Origin of the sequence: Jannaschia faecimaris (assembly GCF_900107415.1) — a bacterium.
In the GTDB taxonomy this organism is placed as follows: Bacteria; Pseudomonadota; Alphaproteobacteria; order Rhodobacterales; family Rhodobacteraceae; genus Jannaschia; species Jannaschia faecimaris.
This window is the reverse complement of sequence record NZ_FNPX01000002.1, coordinates 289,126-306,045: the sequence shown is the minus strand read 5'-3', so window position 1 is coordinate 306,045 and position 16,920 is coordinate 289,126. Positions and strand designations below refer to the sequence as shown.

Annotated in this window: 19 protein-coding genes; 10 read left to right on the top strand and 9 right to left on the bottom strand. The window is 62.5% G+C overall.

Going from position 1 to position 16,920, the window contains the following annotated elements:
• Positions 1-29: 29 nt before the first annotated feature.
• Both lysA and BLV27_RS04335 read right to left on the bottom strand, forming a co-directional pair.
• A complete protein-coding gene (lysA, locus tag BLV27_RS04340) occupies positions 30-1,298 on the bottom strand; it encodes a diaminopimelate decarboxylase (RefSeq protein WP_092642922.1) in 1,269 nt (422 codons plus the stop codon).
• Positions 1,298-1,606, bottom strand: coding sequence for a DUF2834 domain-containing protein (locus tag BLV27_RS04335; RefSeq protein ID WP_092642919.1), 309 nt, complete (start codon positions 1,604-1,606; stop codon positions 1,298-1,300). Before BLV27_RS04335 ends, lysA begins: the two co-directional genes overlap by 1 nt.
• A 223-nt stretch (positions 1,607-1,829) precedes the next feature.
• Between BLV27_RS04335 and BLV27_RS04330 the strand changes: the two genes are divergently transcribed.
• The 3 genes from BLV27_RS04330 (at position 1,830) to BLV27_RS04320 (ending at position 6,132) form a co-directional block, all read left to right on the top strand.
• Entirely contained in the window at positions 1,830-3,476 is a 1,647-nt protein-coding gene (locus BLV27_RS04330) for an electron transfer flavoprotein-ubiquinone oxidoreductase (RefSeq protein ID WP_092642916.1), read from the top strand.
• 181 nt (positions 3,477-3,657) lie between these two features.
• Positions 3,658-5,337 carry a tetratricopeptide repeat protein gene (locus BLV27_RS04325; RefSeq protein ID WP_092642913.1) on the top strand — a complete coding sequence of 560 codons (1,680 nt, stop codon included), beginning with the start codon at positions 3,658-3,660 and terminating at the stop codon, positions 5,335-5,337.
• Positions 5,338-5,340: 3 nt separating this feature from the next.
• Positions 5,341-6,132, top strand: coding sequence for a 4-(cytidine 5'-diphospho)-2-C-methyl-D-erythritol kinase (locus BLV27_RS04320; protein WP_092642909.1), 792 nt, complete (start codon positions 5,341-5,343; stop codon positions 6,130-6,132).
• Here BLV27_RS04320 and BLV27_RS04315 read toward each other — a convergent pair.
• Positions 6,129-7,121, bottom strand: coding sequence for a polyprenyl synthetase family protein (locus BLV27_RS04315; protein ID WP_092642906.1), 993 nt, complete (start codon positions 7,119-7,121; stop codon positions 6,129-6,131). The two genes, BLV27_RS04320 and BLV27_RS04315, sit on opposite strands and share 4 nt — an antisense overlap.
• Positions 7,122-7,166: 45 nt before the next feature.
• Between BLV27_RS04315 and BLV27_RS04310 the strand changes: the two genes are divergently transcribed.
• The 3 genes from BLV27_RS04310 to BLV27_RS04300 all read left to right on the top strand — a co-directional run bounded on the left by BLV27_RS04310 (position 7,167) and on the right by BLV27_RS04300 (position 8,406).
• Positions 7,167-7,382, top strand: a complete 216-nt coding sequence (locus BLV27_RS04310; RefSeq protein ID WP_092642903.1) for a putative signal transducing protein — start codon at positions 7,167-7,169, stop codon at positions 7,380-7,382.
• A gap of 92 nt (positions 7,383-7,474) precedes the next feature.
• Positions 7,475-8,125 carry a tRNA1(Val) (adenine(37)-N6)-methyltransferase gene (locus BLV27_RS04305; RefSeq protein ID WP_244504530.1) on the top strand — a complete coding sequence of 217 codons (651 nt, stop codon included), beginning with the start codon at positions 7,475-7,477 and terminating at the stop codon, positions 8,123-8,125.
• A 104-nt stretch (positions 8,126-8,229) separates the two neighbouring features.
• Positions 8,230-8,406, top strand: a complete 177-nt coding sequence (locus BLV27_RS04300; protein WP_092642900.1) for a YdcH family protein — start codon at positions 8,230-8,232, stop codon at positions 8,404-8,406.
• A 145-nt stretch (positions 8,407-8,551) separates the two neighbouring features.
• On the opposite strand, the gene gcvA is transcribed toward BLV27_RS04300, so the two are convergent.
• Positions 8,552-9,496 (bottom strand): transcriptional regulator GcvA, encoded by a 945-nt coding sequence (gene gcvA / locus BLV27_RS04295; RefSeq protein WP_092642897.1) that lies wholly within the window; start codon positions 9,494-9,496, stop codon positions 8,552-8,554.
• Between the two features lie 112 nt (positions 9,497-9,608).
• On the opposite strand from gcvA, the gene BLV27_RS19280 reads away from it, so the two are divergent.
• Positions 9,609-9,749 carry a hypothetical protein gene (locus BLV27_RS19280; RefSeq protein ID WP_170831346.1) on the top strand — a complete coding sequence of 47 codons (141 nt, stop codon included), beginning with the start codon at positions 9,609-9,611 and terminating at the stop codon, positions 9,747-9,749.
• A gap of 74 nt (positions 9,750-9,823) precedes the next feature.
• Here BLV27_RS19280 and phbB read toward each other — a convergent pair whose 3' ends face one another.
• From phbB to BLV27_RS04275, 4 genes are all read right to left on the bottom strand, one after another.
• Entirely contained in the window at positions 9,824-10,549 is a 726-nt protein-coding gene (phbB, locus tag BLV27_RS04290) for an acetoacetyl-CoA reductase (protein ID WP_092642894.1), read from the bottom strand.
• Positions 10,550-10,589: 40 nt separating this feature from the next.
• The gene (locus BLV27_RS04285; RefSeq protein ID WP_092642891.1) at positions 10,590-11,417 is read right to left on the bottom strand and encodes a patatin-like phospholipase family protein; all 828 of its coding nucleotides are present in this window, start codon (positions 11,415-11,417) and stop codon (positions 10,590-10,592) included.
• Positions 11,418-11,457: 40 nt separating this feature from the next.
• Complete coding sequence (locus BLV27_RS04280; protein WP_092642888.1) at positions 11,458-12,633, bottom strand: acetyl-CoA C-acetyltransferase; 1,176 nt, start codon at positions 12,631-12,633, stop codon at positions 11,458-11,460.
• A 165-nt stretch (positions 12,634-12,798) separates the two neighbouring features.
• Complete coding sequence (locus tag BLV27_RS04275) at positions 12,799-13,629, bottom strand: EAL domain-containing protein (protein ID WP_092642885.1); 831 nt, start codon at positions 13,627-13,629, stop codon at positions 12,799-12,801.
• A 226-nt stretch (positions 13,630-13,855) separates the two neighbouring features.
• On the opposite strand from BLV27_RS04275, the gene BLV27_RS04270 reads away from it, so the two are divergent.
• Both BLV27_RS04270 and BLV27_RS04265 read left to right on the top strand, forming a co-directional pair.
• Positions 13,856-14,437: a DNA-3-methyladenine glycosylase I gene (locus tag BLV27_RS04270; protein ID WP_092642882.1), complete on the top strand. Its 582-nt coding sequence runs from the start codon at positions 13,856-13,858 to the stop codon at positions 14,435-14,437.
• Between the two features lie 376 nt (positions 14,438-14,813).
• Positions 14,814-15,599, top strand: a complete 786-nt coding sequence (locus BLV27_RS04265) for an SDR family oxidoreductase (protein WP_092642879.1) — start codon at positions 14,814-14,816, stop codon at positions 15,597-15,599.
• A gap of 198 nt (positions 15,600-15,797) precedes the next feature.
• Here the strand turns inward: BLV27_RS04265 and BLV27_RS04260 are convergent, their stop codons facing one another.
• Positions 15,798-16,250 (bottom strand): Lrp/AsnC family transcriptional regulator, encoded by a 453-nt coding sequence (locus BLV27_RS04260; RefSeq protein ID WP_092642876.1) that lies wholly within the window; start codon positions 16,248-16,250, stop codon positions 15,798-15,800.
• Between the two features lie 73 nt (positions 16,251-16,323).
• Between BLV27_RS04260 and BLV27_RS04255 the strand changes: the two genes are divergently transcribed.
• A complete protein-coding gene (locus BLV27_RS04255) occupies positions 16,324-16,920 on the top strand; it encodes a LysE family translocator (protein WP_092642873.1) in 597 nt (198 codons plus the stop codon).

The following is a 16,920-nucleotide window of genomic DNA, read 5'->3' as shown; positions in this document are numbered from 1 at the left end:
CCCCGTGGTTGGTCACGTCTAAGGTAGGATCATTCCAGCCAATGGGGAACACTATCGCGTGAAATCATCTCCTCATAGGTCGGGCGCGGGCGGATCACCGCGTATTGATCGCCCTGCACCAGCACCTCCGGGATAAGGGGGCGGGAGTTGTACTCACTCGACATCGCGGCCCCATAGGCCCCGGCAGAGCGGAAGGCGATCAGGTCGTGCGGGCCGACGGGCGGCATGTCGCGGCCCTTGGCAAATGTGTCACCCGTCTCGCAGATGGGGCCGACGATGTCGAAGGCGCGGGTTTCGACGCCGGGGGCCGGCTCGACCACGGGGACGATATCATGGTGCGCGCCGTACATCGCGGGGCGGATCAGGTCGTTCATGGCTGCATCCACGATCAGGAAATCGCGGCCCTCGCCTTCCTTCACGAAGATGGTCGAGGTCAACAGGATGCCCGCGTTGCCCGCGATCAGGCGACCCGGCTCAATCTCAATTTCGCAGCCCAGGTGGCCGACTTCCTCCTGGATGACAGTCCCGTATTCCATCGGCACCGGCGGCGCGAGGTTCGAGCGCGCATAGGGAATGCCCAGACCCCCACCAAGATCGAGGCGGGTGATCTCGTGCCCGTCGGCGCGCAGGACCCCGGTCAGGTCGGCGACTTTGCGATAGGCCGCGCGGAATGGCTCCAGATCGGTCAGTTGCGAGCCGATATGCACGTCGATGCCGACGACCCTGAGGCCGGGCAGCGTGGCGATTTCGGCGTAGACTTCGCGCGCACGGGAAATGGGGATGCCGAACTTGTTGTCGGATTTTCCGGTTGCGATCTTCTCGTGGGTCTTGGCATCGACGTCGGGGTTCACGCGAACGGTAACGGGCACCTCGACGCCCAACTCGGTCGCCACCTTCGACAGCAGGCGCATCTCCGGCTCGCTCTCCAGATTGATCTGGCGGATGCCGTTTTGCAGGACGTACCGCATCTCGCCCTCGGTCTTGCCCACGCCGGAGAACACGATGCGGTCACCGGGAACACCGGCGGCGCGGGCGCGGCGGTATTCGCCCTCGGAAACGACATCCATGCCGGCACCCGCGTCTCCCAGCAACTTGAGGATTGCGACATTGCTGGCCGCTTTGACGGCATAGCAGACAAGATGCGGGCCCCAGGCCAAGGCTTCGTCAAACAGGTTGTAATGCCGCAAGAGCGTCGCCGCGGAATAGACGTAGACCGGAGTGCCCACGCCGCGCGCGATTTCGGTCAGGGGGACGTCTTCGGCATGAAGCGCGCCGTCGCGGTAGAGGAAGTGGTCCATCAGCGGCTCCGCAGGAACAGGTACAGGGGCAAGCCCAGCGACACGCCGATGAAATAGGTGGCAGGGATCGCGATCAGGCCGGTCCAATTGCGCGTCTTCACCGACTCGTAAATCACCCAGACGGTCAGCGTGATTGCCGCCACCGTCAGGTCCCAGACAAGACCGCTGCTGGCATCGTTGACGTGCCAGGCGTCGATCATCGCGCCGATGTTCCAGTCGTTGGCCTGAAGCCAGGGCAGGAAATAGCGCATGGGAAGGATCACGCCCGCCACGCAGAGGATAAGCCAGAAAATACGGATCGGTTTCATGTCGGTCCCTCTCGAGGTGTCGCGTCCTCATATAGAACGGTTGCGCGGGTTGGAACGGGGGGGCCTGCGGCGGGGATATTTTCGGAAAGGGGGAGCCGGCGGGGGCGGCGCGTAAGTGATGTGGCGCGGCAAGACGCTGCGACACTATGTTGCGCTGCGATTGACCTGTCCGGCGAGGGGCCGCATATCGGGGTCCAGAAAAATTTACCGACAGGGGGCCGGGATGTCCGAGGCAGTGACACGCGAAGCGATGGAATATGACGTGGTCATCGTGGGGGCGGGACCGGCGGGCCTGTCGGCCGCAATCCGGCTCAAGCAACTGGACCCGGACATCAGCGTCGTCGTGCTGGAAAAGGGCTCCGAGGTTGGCGCGCATATCCTGTCGGGGGCAGTACTGGATCCGTCGGGCCTCAACGCGTTGATCCCCGACTGGAAGGAAAGGGGCGCGCCGCTTGATGTGCCGGTTACGTCGGATGCGTTCTATGTTCTGGGCGAGGAGGGGAAGGTCCGCGTTCCCAACGCCGCGATGCCGCCGCTGATGTCGAACCACGGCAACTACGTCGTCTCCATGGGGAACGTCTGCCGCTGGATGGCTCAGCAAGCCGAAGACTTGGGCGTCGAGATTTTCCCCGGCATGGCCTGTTCGGAGCTGGTGATGGACGGCGACCGGGTGAAGGGTGTCGTCGCGGGGGAATTCGGCAGGAATTCCGACGGCTCCGAAGGGCCGGGTTACGAGCCGGGGATGGAGTTGCACGGCAAATACGTGATGCTGGCCGAAGGCGTGCGTGGGTCGCTATCCAAGCAGGTCATCGCGCATCACAAGCTGGACGCCAATTCCGACGTGCAGAAATACGGCCTTGGCATGAAGGAAATCTGGGAGATCGACCCGGACAAACATCAGCCGGGCAAGGTCGTGCATACGATGGGCTGGCCGCTGGGCAAGAATGCCGGGGGCGGCAGCTTCATCTATCATCTGGACAACAATCAGGTCTACGTCGGGTTTGTCGTCCACCTGAACTACAAAAACCCATACGTGTTCCCCTTCATGGAATTCCAGCGGTTCAAACATCACCCGATGGTGGCCGAGCTTCTGGAAGGCGGCAAGCGCGTGGCTTACGGCGCGCGGGCTATCACCGAAGGCGGGTGGCAATCTCTGCCCAAGACGGCTTTTCCTGGCGGCGTTCTTCTGGGCTGCTCGGCGGGGATGGTCAACGTCCCGCGCATCAAGGGGAACCACAACGCGATGCTGTCGGGCAAAGCCGCGGCAGAGTCCGCCTGGGAGGCGATCCAGGCCGGGCGCGAGGGCGACGTGCTGGAAGGTTACGATACTGAAGTGCGGACGGGGGCCATTGCCAAGGACCTTAAGCGCGTGCGCAACGTCAAGCCACTTTGGTCGAACTACGGCCTGACGGCTTCGCTGACGGTGGGCGGGGCGGACATGTGGTTGCAGAACCTGACCGGTTGGTCGCCGTTCAACTTCAAGCACGGCAAAACCGACGCCGCCGCCACCGAGGAAGCGTCCAAGCACCAGGAAATCGTCTATCCGAAGCCCGACGGCAAGTTGTCGTTCGACCGGCTAACCAACGTGGCCTTCAGCTTCACCAACCACGAGGAAAGCCAGCCCGCGCACCTGAAACTGAAGGATGAGGACGTGCCGGTGGCGGTCAACCTGCCGAAATACGCGGGGCCGTCGGCGCGGTATTGCCCGGCAGGGGTCTACGAGTTCGTGGGCGAGGGGGCGGACGCCAAGTTCCAGATCAACTTCCAGAACTGCGTCCACTGCAAGACCTGCGACATCAAGGACCCGTCGCAGAACATCGTCTGGACCACGCCGCAGGGCGGCGATGGACCGAATTACCCGAACATGTGATCGCCCTGGCAATCGATCCGTCGGCCCTGTGTTCCAACGCGAATGCGGGGCCGTGCTTTCCCGGAGTCGAAATTTTCCACGCAAAGCAGGGTGAGTGGCGCGGGCGCGCGTTGCATCCTGACGCATCGGCCCCTAGCGTATCGCAAACGTGGGCCGGAAAGCCCCGAGAGAGAGGTACCCCATGCTCCGTTCGCTTCTGTTGGCCGCAGCATGCCTGGCCCCATTTCCCGCATTGTCGCAGGGCATCGCGGGGCCATATCTGTCCGCGCGGGTGGCGGGGTTCACGAATGACTATGCAGCGGCCGGCGAAAGCTACGCCGAACTGCTTGCACAGGGTGAAACGACGCCGCAGATCCTTGAGAACGCACTGATTATCTATTCGGTTTTGGGGGATTTCGATGCGGCGGTAGGCGTCGCCGACATCCTTGAATCGCAGGGGGAAAGCAGCCAGTTCGCAGGCAGCGCGCGGATGGTGGTGGCCCTGCGCGATGGTGACCTGGGGACGGCTCGTGGGCTTATCGAAGGTGACGGCGTGGCCGGCCCGTTGCTTGATGGTTTGCTGCTGGGATGGATTGCGGCGGCCGATGACGACCCCGAGCGCGCGCTGACGGCCTTCGATGCCTTGGCCGAGACCGAGGCATTCACGCCCTTCGCCTTGCAACATAAGGCTTATTTTCTGGCGATGACCGGAGATTTCGAAGGCGCGGACGAGGTGATGTCAGGGCGGTCAGGCGACGGTCTGCTGGACGCGACCACCCGTGGGATTGCAGCCCATGCGCAGGTCATGACGCAGCTCGGCCGCCCGGAAGATGCGCTCGACCTGCTGACCAAGGCGAACGAAGCGACGAGCAACGCATTGCTGCGCGATCTGCAAGAGCGATTGGCGGCGGGCCAAGATATCCCGTTCGACCTGATCCGAACGCCGCAGGATGGAATGGCCGAAGCCTATTTCGTGTTTTCAGCGCTCCTTGCGAGCGATGCCTCGGCGACATTCACCTTGCTGAATGCGCGCGGGGCGGCCTCATTGCGGGCGGATCATGTGGATGCGCTTGTCCTGATTGCGCAACTTCTGGAAGGGCAGGGGCAACTCGATCTGGCCGAGCAGGTTCTGGAAACGGTGCCGGCGGACGATCCGTCGTTTTACGAATCCGAGATCACGCGCGCCGATATCATGCTGGCGATGGAGGCGGAGGATGCCGCCGTCACCGCATTGCAGGATCTGACCCAAAGCGACGGCGACAAGGTGGAAGTCTGGGCCGCGCTGGCGGATGCGCTGCGGCGGCTGGACCGGTTCGAAACCTCGGCCGAGGCCTATGACCGGGCTATCGGTCTTCTGCCCGATGTGACGGAGCGTAATTGGCTGCTGTTCTACGCTCGTGGCATCGCGCGGGAGCGTCTTGGCGACTGGGAGGAGGCGGAGGCCGACTTTCGCCGTGCGCTGGATTTGAACCCGGGAAACCCGAATGTGTTGAACTATCTGGGCTACGGGTTGGTCGAGCAGCGGATGAAGCTGGACGAGGCGCTGGACATGATCGAGCGTGCGGTCGCGGCCCGCCCCGATGACGGGTTCATCACCGATAGTCTGGCGTGGGTTCTGTATCGTCTTGGACGATACGAGGAAGCCGTTGAGCCGATGGAACGCGCGGTGATGCTGAGTCCGTTGGACCCGCTGATCAACGACCATCTGGGCGATGTTCTCTGGGCCGTTGGCCGCAAGCGCGAGGCGGAGTTCCAATGGCGCCGCGCCCTATCGCTCGAGCCTGAGGAGCAAGTCGAGCGCATCCGACGCAAGCTTGAGTCCGGGCTTGACGTCGTGTTGGAAGAAGAGGGCGGGGTCGGCCCGATCAAAGCTGCTGACTGACCTGTGGAGCCGGGGTTTGCGCCTGCCAAAATCAACCTGACGCTTCATGTAACGGGGCGGCGTGCGGACGGGTATCACCTGCTCGACTCGTTGGTGGCTTTCGCGGATGTGGGCGACAAACTCACTGTCGCGCCGGGCGACGGGCTGACCGTGACGGGGCTGTTCGCCGCGGGCGTGCCGACGGATGACAGCAACCTGATCCGCAAGGCGCTGGCTTTGGCTGGCGTCTTCCGCGCGGTAATTCTCGACAAGCAGTTGCCGCACCCGGCAGGGATAGGCGGTGGGTCATCGGATGCGGCCGCCGCGCTACGACTGGTAGGGGCGGAGCTGCCTGTTGGCAAAATTCTGACGCTTGGGGCTGATGTGCCGGTTTGCATGGCCGCGCAAGGGGCGCGGATGCGCGGGGTCGGCGAGGTGGTGGAGCCTGTCGCGCTACCGCCGCTTCACGCCGTTCTGATCAATCCCGGCCTGCCTGTCCCGACGCCAGCGGTGTTTCGGGCGCTGGTCAGTCCTGAAAATGCGCCAATGCCGGATCTGCCGCGCTGGCCGGACGCCACATCACTGGTCGGTTGGCTGGCAGAGCAACGAAACGACCTCGAGCCGCCCGCCCTCACCGTTGCGCCGGGCATCGGGGATGTACTGGAGGCGCTGCGCGGCTCGGGGGCTGGGTTGGCGCGGATGTCCGGGTCGGGGGCGACGTGTTTCGGACTTTACGGCTCCGGGGCGGATGCGGCCGGTGCCGCTGCCCGACTGGCGCACCCCGACTGGTGGGTACGCGCCTGCACGCTGACCTAAAGCGCGCGCGCGACCACGTAATCGGCCAAATCGCCCAGCATGTCGCGCAAGTCGCTAGCGGGCAGGCGGCCGAGCGCGGTCTTGGCGCGGTCGCGCCAGGCGATGGCCTCCAGCCGGGTTTCCTCCAGCGTGCCATGCTTCGCAAGGATGGCGCGCGCCCGGCCCAGATCGTCGGCTTTGCCCTTTTCCAGCGCGGTCTTCCAGAAAGTCCGCTCCTCGGCATCACCCTTGGTCAGCGCGCGAATGACCGGCAGTGTCAGCTTTCCTTCGCGGAAGTCGTCGCCCAGGTCCTTGCCTATGGCATCGCCCGCCCCGCCATAGTCGAGCCAGTCATCAATGATCTGGAAGCTTACGCCGAGCGCATCGCCGAAATCGGCAAGTGCGGCGACGTGATCTTCGGGCGCACCCGCTATGACCGCTCCGCTTTCGCAAGCGGCCTGGAACAGGGCGGCGGTCTTGCCGCGCACCACCTTGATATAGGTCTCTTCGGTGGTGGCCAGGTTGCGCGCGGCGGTCAGTTGCAGCACCTCGCCTTCGGCAATCGTGGCGGCCGCGCCCGACAGGATGTCCAGAATGCGCAAGGAGCCGGTTTCCACCATCAACTGAAACGAGCGCGCAAACAGGTAGTCACCCACCAGAACGCTTGACTGGTTGTCCCAAAGCAGGTTGGCCGTCGGCCTGCCACGCCGCTGCGCGCTCTCGTCGACGACATCATCATGGAGCAGCGTAGCGGTGTGGATGAACTCCACCGTCGCGGCCAGCTTTACGTGATCCTCCCCTTCGTACCCACAAAGTCGCGCCGCAGCGACCGTCAGCAGGGGCCGCACCCGCTTGCCGCCCGCGCTGACCAGATGGGCCGTCACCTCGGGGATGCGGGGCGCATTTTCCGATGCCATCCGCGTGGTGATCAGATTGTTCACGGCGTCCATGTCCTCGGACAAGGCGGCCGCCAGACGTTCGTGTGGCTTGATCGGTTTGGCCTCGGTCATGGCGGGTCCTCGACAATGGCGCGGGGCGCGCCCATAGCTTGATTCATGAAAGAATTGCTGCGCACCAACGACCCTACGATCATCGCTTTTGCAACCGTCCTTCTGGACGGCGAAGACATAGATTGCTTCGTGCTGGATGAAAACATCTCGGTGCTCGAAGGGTCTATCGGAATCCTGCCGCGTCGCATGATGGTCGCGGATGCCGATCTGGAGGACGCGCGCGACGTCCTGCGCGACAACGGGGTTTCCGTCAGCCGGTGACGGAAGCCCGCGACGTGACCGCAGACGCCTTCCTGGATGGGCGCGTGACGCTGCTGCAGCCACGCCGGGGGTTTTGATCTGGCTCCGATGCGGTGCTGTTGGCCGCGACCTGTCCCGCACGTGCGGGCGAGACGGTGCCTGATATGGGATGCGGTGTGGGTGCTGCGATGTATTGCCTCGCCGGACGTGTACCAGGTGTGCACCTGACCGATGTGGAGTTGGAGCCTTGGGTGGCGGCGTTGGCGCGCCGGAACGGCGAGGCTGATGTCGTGGAAGGCGACGCGCTGTGCCTTCCACCGGTTCTGCGACGGTCATTCGACCATGTGATCTGCAATTCGCCCTATTTCACCGCGGGTGCCGGGCGCACCGCATCGCGCCCCGCCCGCGAAGCCGCAATGCGGGAGGATGGTCCGGGTGGTTTCGGAAAATGGCTGGATGCGGCGGCGCGTCGGGCGGGGCGAAAGGGTAGCGTGACGGTCATTGCGCGGGCCGAACGGCTGCAGGAAATGATTGTGAGTTTGTCGCCTCGGCTAGGGCATCTTGTCATCCTGCCGATCACCAGCCGGGCGGGGCAGGAGGCGCATCGCGTCGTCGTTCAAGGGATCAAGGGACGCCGCGCGCCCTTGCGGTTGCTTGCGCCGCTCATCCTGCACGAAGGGGCGATGCACGACGGAGACCGTGACAATCACACAGTCGCAGCGCAGCAGATTCTGCGTGATGGACGGGCATTTTCACTGGCCTAGAGAAAATTTTACGCAGCAATCCGCCGCCAGTTTCGAAAATATCGTGACAGGTGCCCGGGTCTTGTGCTGCACTGGCTCTACTTAAAACATCAGAGGAGATTGCCATGTCGCTCACGTCCCATCTGTCGGAACTGCGAAAGAAACATGAAACTCTCTCTCAACAGGTCGAAGCCGAGGCGCGTAGCCCGGGTGTAGATTCCATCGCCCTGACCGAGATGAAGAAACGAAAGCTGGCGATCAAGCAGGAGATCGAAAAGCTGAGCGCGTCACCCGCGCACTAACCTCCCCAAAGGATTCCAAAGGCCCGTCTCGGTGATTCCCGAGTCGGGCCGTTTTTGGTTGGACCAGCGGCAATGCTGATGGTCTTCCTGTTCCCAAACCGTTCTGCAGCAATCATGCCGACCAAGGTGATACACTGACCTTCGGTCACGCGCCGGGCATAACCATCCGCCGTCCCTCAAGTTGACCTTCCATGCGGCCTGCTTCCAACGCCAGCCAATCCAGGAACGCGCGCGTGCCCGGTCGCGTTTCTGCACCCTCGGGGCAAAGCACGCGGAAGTTGGCGCGCGGCACCAGCGCCGTATCAAACGGTGCCACCAGGTTGCCTTGACGCAGCGCCGTTTCGCCCAGGCTGATGCGGCCCAGCACGACCCCCGCGCCCGATTGTGCGGCATCGATGGCGTGGTCGGCCTGGCTGAAGTGGGTGCCGTGCAGTTCGCGGGCTTGCAGATCGTGGGCCCCGAACCAGTCTGCCCAGCTGACAGAATTCTTCAGGAACTTCATCGAGTCGTCGAAGATGATCGTTGCCCCCAAAAGGCTTTCCACCGTCGGATATTTTGAGACGAGGTCGGGGTGCATCATCGGTGTCACCCACTCCTCAATTGTAAGGGCGCGGTGAAGGCCGGGCTCGTCGGGCTGATCGCTTGGCCCAAAGCGTATGGCAATATCAACATTGTCGGTGGTGAAGTTCAGCATCCGAAGTGTCGCTGCAAACCGCAGTTCGATCTCCGGGTGGTTCCCCACGAAGTCGAACAGGCGCGGAGCCAGCCATTTCGCGGTGAAAGCCGGGCCTGCGGTGATTGTCAGGATACCCGAATCAAGGACCCGCTTGGCCGCGCGCCAACCGGCGGTCAGAAGCTGGAACCCTTCGGAGGCCTGTGGCGACAGGACATTTCCGGCTTCGGTCAGTTCGACCCGGCGGTTCAGGCGGCGGAACAGGGGGGCCCCCAGGTGCTCCTCAAGGCTCTTGATCTGGAACGACAGCGCGGCCGGGGTTACGTTCAATTCCTCCGCAGCAGCTTGAAAAGACAGATGGCGAGCAGCGGCTTCAAAGGCGCGCAGGGCGGTCAGTGGGGGCAGGCGGCCAGACATAACGCATAAGTATATCTTTACTGAATCTTTGAAAAGTCTCGTTTGTTAAGTGCATTGAAGGTCTTCATTTAGCTATCAACAGCAACACAGTTGACCCGAAGGAATACCCGCCATGTTCGAGACGCATGCCTCCATCACCTATAACGAAGCCTTTGCCCGTGCCCACAAGGAGCGTGCCGAAGCCTTCCGCGAATTCCTTGCATTCTTTCGCCTGCCTCGACTGTCGAAGGTGTCTGGCAACGCGAACGCCTGAATCCAGAGCGACTTGGAAAAACGAAAACGGGGCCCCGATTGGTGCCCCGTTCGCATTCCGGACCTGACGTTTGATCAGGTCATGTACTGGCCGCCATTGGCCGAGATCGTCGACCCGGTAATGAAACCGGCGTCGTCCGCCGCCAGAAAGGCCACGGCCCGTGCAATTTCGTCGGCCTCGCCCAGGCGACCCACCGGAATCTGCGGTAGAATCACCTCGTTCATGACCTTCTCGGGGATGGTGCTCATCATTTCGGTGTTGATGTAGCCGGGTGCCACGACGTTGACGGTAATACCCGCGCGGGCACCTTCCTGCGCCAGGGCCTTGGTAAACCCAATGTCACCGGCCTTGGTCGCCGCATAGTTCGCCTGTGCAAACTGTCCCTTCTGACCGTTGATCGACGAGATCGTGACGATGCGTCCGAACTTGCGTTCGCGCATGCCGCCCCAGACGTTATGCGTCATGTTGAAAACGCCGTTCAGGTTGGTGTCGATGCACTCGTGCCACTGCTGCGGCGTCATCTTGTGAAAGGGCGCATCACGGGTGATGCCCGCGTTGTTCACCAAGATATCGACGGCACCGAGATCAGCCTCGACCTGAGCGACACCTGCCTTGCAGGCTTCGTAATCGGCAACATCCCACTTGTAGGTCTTGATTCCCGTCTCCTTGGTGAAGGCGGCGGCCTTCTCGTCGTTGCCGGCATAGGTCGCGGCGACCTGGCAGCCCTGTGCCTGAAGGGCTTTGGCAATTGCGGCACCGATGCCGCGGGAGCCGCCTGTCACGATTGCTGTGCGAGTCATGTTATTTCCTCCTCTATGACGTTCACGTTATTTTGCTTCGTCACCGCCGTCCATCGTCGCGGCCCTGATTCCAGGCCTCGGACACCAGATCGGGGTCGGTGAAGTCCAGTTTTCGGCCCGGCAGGATGTCACTTTCGGGCTGGACGAATGTGATGCGCCCGTCTTCATCCTCTGGCAGGGCTTGGAACCGCTTGGTCGGCAAGACGAGCGTCCGACCCTCGCCGGGCTCGGGCATGGGGGCCTTGTCGACCATCCCGCCGTCGAAAACCATTTTCCCGTTCCATTCGTCCGGGCGAAACGCGGGGGAACGGTGGCGGCCATCCGGATCAGATCGGGCCAAAGGCCCTCGCGCGCCGCCTGTCGCGCATCGATCAGTCGCTGTTCCATGCCAGTGGCCGGCGAAAGGATGCAAGGAATTCGCGGAAGGCTTCGGCACGCTCCTTCTGGGCACGGGCAAAGGCTTCGTTATAAGCGATGGTGCCAAGCTTTGGCCGGGTGTCGAGACGCTGATCTGGAAGGCCAGGCCCGCAGCGATGCGCACTTGCGCGACGCTGTCGATCATCCCCCGGATCATCCCGTCGTAGACCCGCTGATGCACCGATCGGCCATCTTCGTCGTCCAGATCGTTCACTGTGACGTTACTCTTGATCTCGCGCATCGCGGCGGCGAAGCGATCCCGGAGTTCAGTCTCAATGCCCAGTACCCACGCGGCTGCCGATAGCGCTCCGCCCGAACTTCCGGTGACGCGGCGTGGGGTCAGGGGGCGTCCGTCGGTCAGCGTCTCCAAGAAGCCGCCGTGCCAGAAGCAGCGCAGGCCACCTCCGCGGAAAACCAGCTGATCAAAAGGGGCAGGGGACGAATCGGACATGGATCGGACCGGGCTGGAGCCCGGTCCTGACCTTAAGGCCTCAGGGGCGCTCAACGCAGAGTGCGACACCCATGCCACCGCCGATGCACAGCGTGGCTAGGCCCTTCTTGGCACCGCGCCGCTTCATTTCGAACAGCAGCGTGTTCAGCACCCGGCAGCCCGAGGCCCCGATGGGGTGCCCGATGGCGATGGCCCCGCCGTTGACATTCACGATTGACGGATCCCAGCCCATGTCCTTGTTCACGGCGCAAGCCTGCGCGGCGAAGGCCTCGTTAGCCTCGACCAGATCCAGATCGCCGACGGACCAGCCCGCCTTTTCCAGCGCCTTGCGCGAGGCATAGATCGGGCCGACGCCCATGATCGACGGGTCCAGGCCGGCGGTGGCGTAGCTGACGATGCGGGCCAATGGCTCGATCCCGCGCTTTTCGGCCTCCTCGGCCGACATCAGTAGCGTCGCCGCCGCGCCGTCGTTCAGGCCGGATGCGTTTGCCGCCGTGACCGAGCCGTCCTTGGTGAACGCCGGGCGCAGTTTGGCCATTGCTTCCATCGTGGCACCGTGGCGGATGTATTCGTCCTGATCGACGACGGTGTCGCCTTTACGCCCTTTCACGGTGAAGGCCGCGATTTCATCGGCAAACTTGCCGGCCTTCTGCGCGGCTTCGGCCTTGTTCTGGCTGGCAACGGCGAATTCGTCCTGCATGTCGCGGCTGATTTGCCATTTCTGGGCTACGTTCTCGGCAGTCTGACCCATGTGGTAGTTGTTGAACGCGTCCCACAGGCCGTCCTTGATCATCGTGTCGACCAGCTTCATGTCGCCCATCTTCTGACCCTGACGGATTGCCTGGGCGTGCATGGACATGGACATCGATTCCTGGCCGCCTGCGACAACGATGTGGCTGTCGCCCAGCATGATGTGTTGCGCGCCAAGCGCCACGGCACGCAGGCCCGAACCGCAAACCTGGTTGATGCCCCAAGCGGCACTTTCCTGCGGCAACCCGGCGTTGATATGCGCCTGGCGTGCGGGGTTTTGGCCCTGTCCGGCGGTCAGCACCTGGCCCAGAATGGTCTCGGATACCTCGGACTTGTCGACCCCTGCGCGGGCAACGACATTTTCGATCACGGCGGCACCCAATTCATGGGCTGGGGTATTGGCGAAGCTGCCGAGGAACGATCCGACGGGAGTTCGGGCGGCAGAGGCGATCACGACATTGGTCATGGCAAACTTCCTTTTTTGCGCGACGGAGGCGGAACGGCGTGTTCCGACGAAGTGCCCCGCCGCGATTTTTCCCCCTTGCCCTATCGTGCAGGGCCAGAAGGATCAAACGATGTTGCCGCAATCGACATGACCAAGACAAGGTGCGCAAGAAATTCGGTAATGGCCTCAGCCCGCCTCCTGCATGCCTGTTGACCTGCCTTTCAGCCACGCCGGGTTCACTTGGGGGGCCCCGTAGTAGTACCCCTGCAGGCAATCGGCCCCTGCCGCGACGAGGAATTGCGCCTCGGCCGCTGTTTCGACGGCTTCGGCGACGATGAACATGTCGAACTGCTGCCCTACCGTGATTAGGGCGTTCACGATGCATTGGTTGTCGGGGTCGGTGTCGCAATTGCGCACAAAATTGCCGTCGATCTTCAGGATGTCGAAGTAGAATTCCTTCAGGTGACGGAAACTGGTCTGGCCCGCACCGAAATCGTCAAGCGCGAAGGTGATGCCTTGGTCCTGTAAGTCGGCCATGAATGCTTTCACCAGTTCGGGGATCTGCATGGCCGAGCGCTCGGTGATCTCCAGGATCAGCCGTTCCCCGACGGAAGGAGCATGAGCCAGCCCGTGTGTCAGCGTTTGGGTCCAGCGCGCATAGCCGATCGAGCGGGCGGACATGTTGATGGAAAGGCGAAGGTCGGGCTTGCCGGCAAGCGCGGCCAGCCCGAGGCGCAGGGCCGCGCAGTCGATTTCCCGACCCAGTTCGTTGGTCTCGACCGCTTCGATGAACTGGCCCGCCGGGATGATGCGCCCGGTCGCGTCGCGGAGGCGAATCAACCCCTCGTGGAAGGCGACTTGCCCGGTGACGGACCCGACAACGGGTTGATAGGCCAGCATGACCCGGTCCAGCTCCAGCGCCTCGCGCACCATGTCCAGAACGGTCCGGTCGCGTTCAGCGGCGGCGGCGGCGATCAGATCGTCGTCAGTTGAGGCGATGATGGTTTGGTCTGACATGGCGTTCCCTTCGCAGGTCCTTGAGGCATCGCATATCAGGTTGAATGCTTCGTTAATCGGCGGCGTATCCGGGTCGTTTTCCAGGCGCTTACCAGTTTATCAGGTGCCAAAATCGTTCAAATTCACATGACTGTGGTTGGCGACTTTGAGAGGAGGTCGAGATATGGTCTTCTCAAAGGAACATGCCCGCTCGGCGGTCGGGTGGGTGGCTATTTCGGGGTATTAGATGGATCGGTGCGGCTGGGTCGGTGCGGACGTTGTGTATGAAGGTTATCACGACACTGAATGGGGCGTGCCTGAGCACGATGCGCGGGCATTGTGGGAAAAGCTGATTCTGGACGGATTTCAGGCCGGTCTGAGTTGGATCACGATCCTCCGGAAACGCGAGAACTTCCGCAGCGCGTTCGCCGATTTCAATCCCGAAATAATTGCGACCTGGGGCGAGGAAGAGGTGAGCCGTCTGCTGGAGGACGCCGGGATAATCCGTCACCGCGGCAAGATCGAAGCGACCATCGGCAATGCCCAGGCCTATCTGACATTGCAGGACGCGCAGGGTTTCGACCGTTTTCTTTGGGACTATGTCGACGGTGTGCCGATCCGAAATGCTTGGGCGTCCCTGGTCGATGTGCCGACCGAGACCGCTTTGTCCCGGCGGATATCGAAGGACCTGAAGAAGGCAGGCTTCAAGTTCTGCGGCCCCACAATTGTCTATGCCTTTATGCAGGCCGTCGGGATGGTAAACGACCACACGCTGAACTGCCACCGTCACGGCATCGTTGCACATATGAAGGGGCCGGGCGAAATGTGATCTGGTCGGGTGCAGAAGGGGTGCCCGAAAACGGGGCACCCCTTCGCAGTGGGCCGGGAGCGGGGGCGTGCCGGCCACGAAGACCTGCTGCGGGGAAGCCAGCGGGTCTTCTGTTGAATCACGAGAACATGTCCCGTCAGTCATGCTTGGCCTAGGCCCATCCTGTGACGGTTTGATTGCAACCCCGTGACAATTCTGTGTTCAGGAATTCCGATGGCTTGGTTGTTTCACCCGTATTCCTAGGGTAACTTCGAGAGATTAGGCGAAGGATAAGATCGATGGATAGACGCGACCGATAGACCGGTAAAACGTCACGCGGGACAAAAGGATGGTGATCCGGTTTCCGCGCACCCATTTCTTATCGACAGGACATTACATGCCAAGACTGGTTGGAAAAACATGCCTCGTGACCGGGGCGGCCCGCGGCATCGGTGCCGCAATCGTGCAGGCCTTTGTCCACGAAGGCGCGCAGGTCATCGTTACTGATATCGACGAGGAGGGCGGCCGCGCGGTCGCCGAAGAGGTCGGCGGTGATTTCCATCGGCTGGACGTCAGTTCCGAGGAAGACTGGAAGGCTTTGGCCCGCAATATTCCGCAGCTGGATGTCATGGTAAACAACGCCGGAATCACCGGGTTCGAGGGGCCGGGCGCGCCGCCCGCGCACGATCCGGAAAACTGTGGCCTTTCGGCGTGGCACGCCGTGCACGCGGTGAACTTGGACGGCACGTTTCTGGGCTGTCGCTATGCAATCCGTGCGATGCGGGCCAAGGGCGCGGGGTCGATTATCAATATCTCCTCCCGCTCGGGCATGGTCGGGATCCCGATGGCTGCTGCCTATGCTTCGTCCAAGGCAGCCATCCGTAACCACTCGAAGACCGTCGCGCTCTATTGCGCGGGGCAGGGGTTGGCGATCCGTTGCAACTCGATCCATCCGGCGGCGGTGATGACGCCGATGTGGGGGCCGATGCTGGGGGGTGGACCGGATCGGGCCGAGCGGGAAGCGGCCTTCGTCGCGGACACGCCGCTCAGGCGGTTCGGCCAGCCGGAAGAGGTTGCAGCGCTGGCGGTTATGCTCGCGTCGGACGAAGCGGCTTATATGACCGGGGCAGAACTGACGATCGACGGCGGCATTCTTGCGGGGTCGGCGGCGGCACCGGGTTGATAGCAATGGGACGCGAAGCCCCGCTGTCAGCAGAAGCCAAGGACTCTGCCTTTAACGGCCTCTGCGAGTCGATCGTGTGAACCGGGACAGATCCGTGCCGCGTCGTTTCGAACCGGCGACCAATCCACGTTCCGGTTTCGGCCAGACGCCCGTAACCTGCGACTCTGAAATGGCTTCGCGGTAGCGGTCCGGCCGAAGTCAGGCCCGTTCGTCTTTTGGCGAGCCCATTACCACGTAGGTCGTCAGCCGGGCGACTTGCGGCAACACACCAAGCACTTCGGTATGGAAATGCTTGTAGGCGATCAGGTCGCGCGCCTCGATCCTTAGCAGGTATTCAACGTTGCCGGTGATGTTGTGGCACTCGCGGACTTCAGGGGCGCGACCGACCGCCTTCTCGAAGGCTTCCTGACCTGCCTTCGTGTGATCGTTAAGGCCCACGGCAATGAAGGCGGTAAAGCCGATACCGGATTTTTCCCGATCGATCACGGCGCGATAGCCTTTGATAAGGCCCATCGCTTCCATTGCCTGCACCCGGCGCAGTGTGGCCGATGGCGACAGACCTACTCGTTCCGCCAGCGCTTGATTCGTGATGCGACCGTCGAGAGTCAAGGCGCGCAATATTCTGTCGTCAATTTTGTCTATACCGATCATAATTTGCGAATACTGTCCGGTCGGCGCTTCATTCGCAAGAACTTGGCGCAGTTTTTCGCGGATAATCCGTCATATGAGCATTGATATACTTCTTGCCTTAGCGGGCTTTGCTTTCGTCTCCTCGATCACGCCGGGGCCAAATAACCTGATGTTGATGGCCTCGGGGGCGAACTTCGGTCTGCTGCGTTCGATCCCGCATGCGTTGGGCATCGCGGTGGGGTTTACCGTCATGATCGTCGTGGTCGGGCTGGGGCTGTCGCAGGTGTTCGATACATTCTCGTGGGCGCGCCCTGCGCTGGCCGCCCTGTCAGTGGTCTACCTGCTGTACCTTGCGTGGAAGATTGCCAACGCGGCCCCACCGGACCGGACCGAGCCTGAGGGGACGCCGATGACCTTTCTTCAGGCGGCGGCATTCCAGTGGGTGAATCCGAAGGCCTGGACGATGGCGCTGACGGCGGTGACGCTCTACAGCAACGGGTCCGTATGGTCGGTGGTGGCGGTGGCGGGCGTGTTCGGTGTTATCAACGTTCCCTGCATCAGCTCCTGGACTTTGCTAGGGCGTCAGATGCGGCGGCTTTTGACATCGCCCATCCGGCTGCGGGCGTTCAATTGGACGATGGCCGCGTTGCTGGTCGCGTCGCTGATCCCTTCGGTCGCGCCGCTGCTCTGA

What these genes read in the sequence shown, in the direction of transcription:
- phbB (WP_092642894.1), bottom strand. Translation starts at nt 10,549, where the DNA reads ATGACTCGCACAGCAATCGTGACAGGCGGCTCCCGCGGCATCGGTGCC.
- BLV27_RS04325 (WP_092642913.1), top strand. Translation starts at nt 3,658, where the DNA reads ATGCTCCGTTCGCTTCTGTTGGCCGCAGCATGCCTGGCCCCATTTCCC.
- BLV27_RS04280 (WP_092642888.1), bottom strand. Translation starts at nt 12,633, where the DNA reads ATGACCAATGTCGTGATCGCCTCTGCCGCCCGAACTCCCGTCGGATCG.
- BLV27_RS04315 (WP_092642906.1), bottom strand. Translation starts at nt 7,121, where the DNA reads ATGACCGAGGCCAAACCGATCAAGCCACACGAACGTCTGGCGGCCGCC.
- BLV27_RS19280 (WP_170831346.1), top strand. Translation starts at nt 9,609, where the DNA reads ATGTTCGAGACGCATGCCTCCATCACCTATAACGAAGCCTTTGCCCGT.
- BLV27_RS04330 (WP_092642916.1), top strand. Translation starts at nt 1,830, where the DNA reads ATGTCCGAGGCAGTGACACGCGAAGCGATGGAATATGACGTGGTCATC.
- BLV27_RS04255 (WP_092642873.1), top strand. Translation starts at nt 16,324, where the DNA reads ATGAGCATTGATATACTTCTTGCCTTAGCGGGCTTTGCTTTCGTCTCC.
- BLV27_RS04265 (WP_092642879.1), top strand. Translation starts at nt 14,814, where the DNA reads ATGCCAAGACTGGTTGGAAAAACATGCCTCGTGACCGGGGCGGCCCGC.
- BLV27_RS04300 (WP_092642900.1), top strand. Translation starts at nt 8,230, where the DNA reads ATGTCGCTCACGTCCCATCTGTCGGAACTGCGAAAGAAACATGAAACT.
- BLV27_RS04335 (WP_092642919.1), bottom strand. Translation starts at nt 1,606, where the DNA reads ATGAAACCGATCCGTATTTTCTGGCTTATCCTCTGCGTGGCGGGCGTG.
- BLV27_RS04310 (WP_092642903.1), top strand. Translation starts at nt 7,167, where the DNA reads ATGAAAGAATTGCTGCGCACCAACGACCCTACGATCATCGCTTTTGCA.
- BLV27_RS04270 (WP_092642882.1), top strand. Translation starts at nt 13,856, where the DNA reads ATGGATCGGTGCGGCTGGGTCGGTGCGGACGTTGTGTATGAAGGTTAT.
- BLV27_RS04285 (WP_092642891.1), bottom strand. Translation starts at nt 11,417, where the DNA reads ATGTCCGATTCGTCCCCTGCCCCTTTTGATCAGCTGGTTTTCCGCGGA.
- lysA (WP_092642922.1), bottom strand. Translation starts at nt 1,298, where the DNA reads ATGGACCACTTCCTCTACCGCGACGGCGCGCTTCATGCCGAAGACGTC.
- gcvA (WP_092642897.1), bottom strand. Translation starts at nt 9,496, where the DNA reads ATGTCTGGCCGCCTGCCCCCACTGACCGCCCTGCGCGCCTTTGAAGCC.
- BLV27_RS04275 (WP_092642885.1), bottom strand. Translation starts at nt 13,629, where the DNA reads ATGTCAGACCAAACCATCATCGCCTCAACTGACGACGATCTGATCGCC.
- BLV27_RS04260 (WP_092642876.1), bottom strand. Translation starts at nt 16,250, where the DNA reads ATGATCGGTATAGACAAAATTGACGACAGAATATTGCGCGCCTTGACT.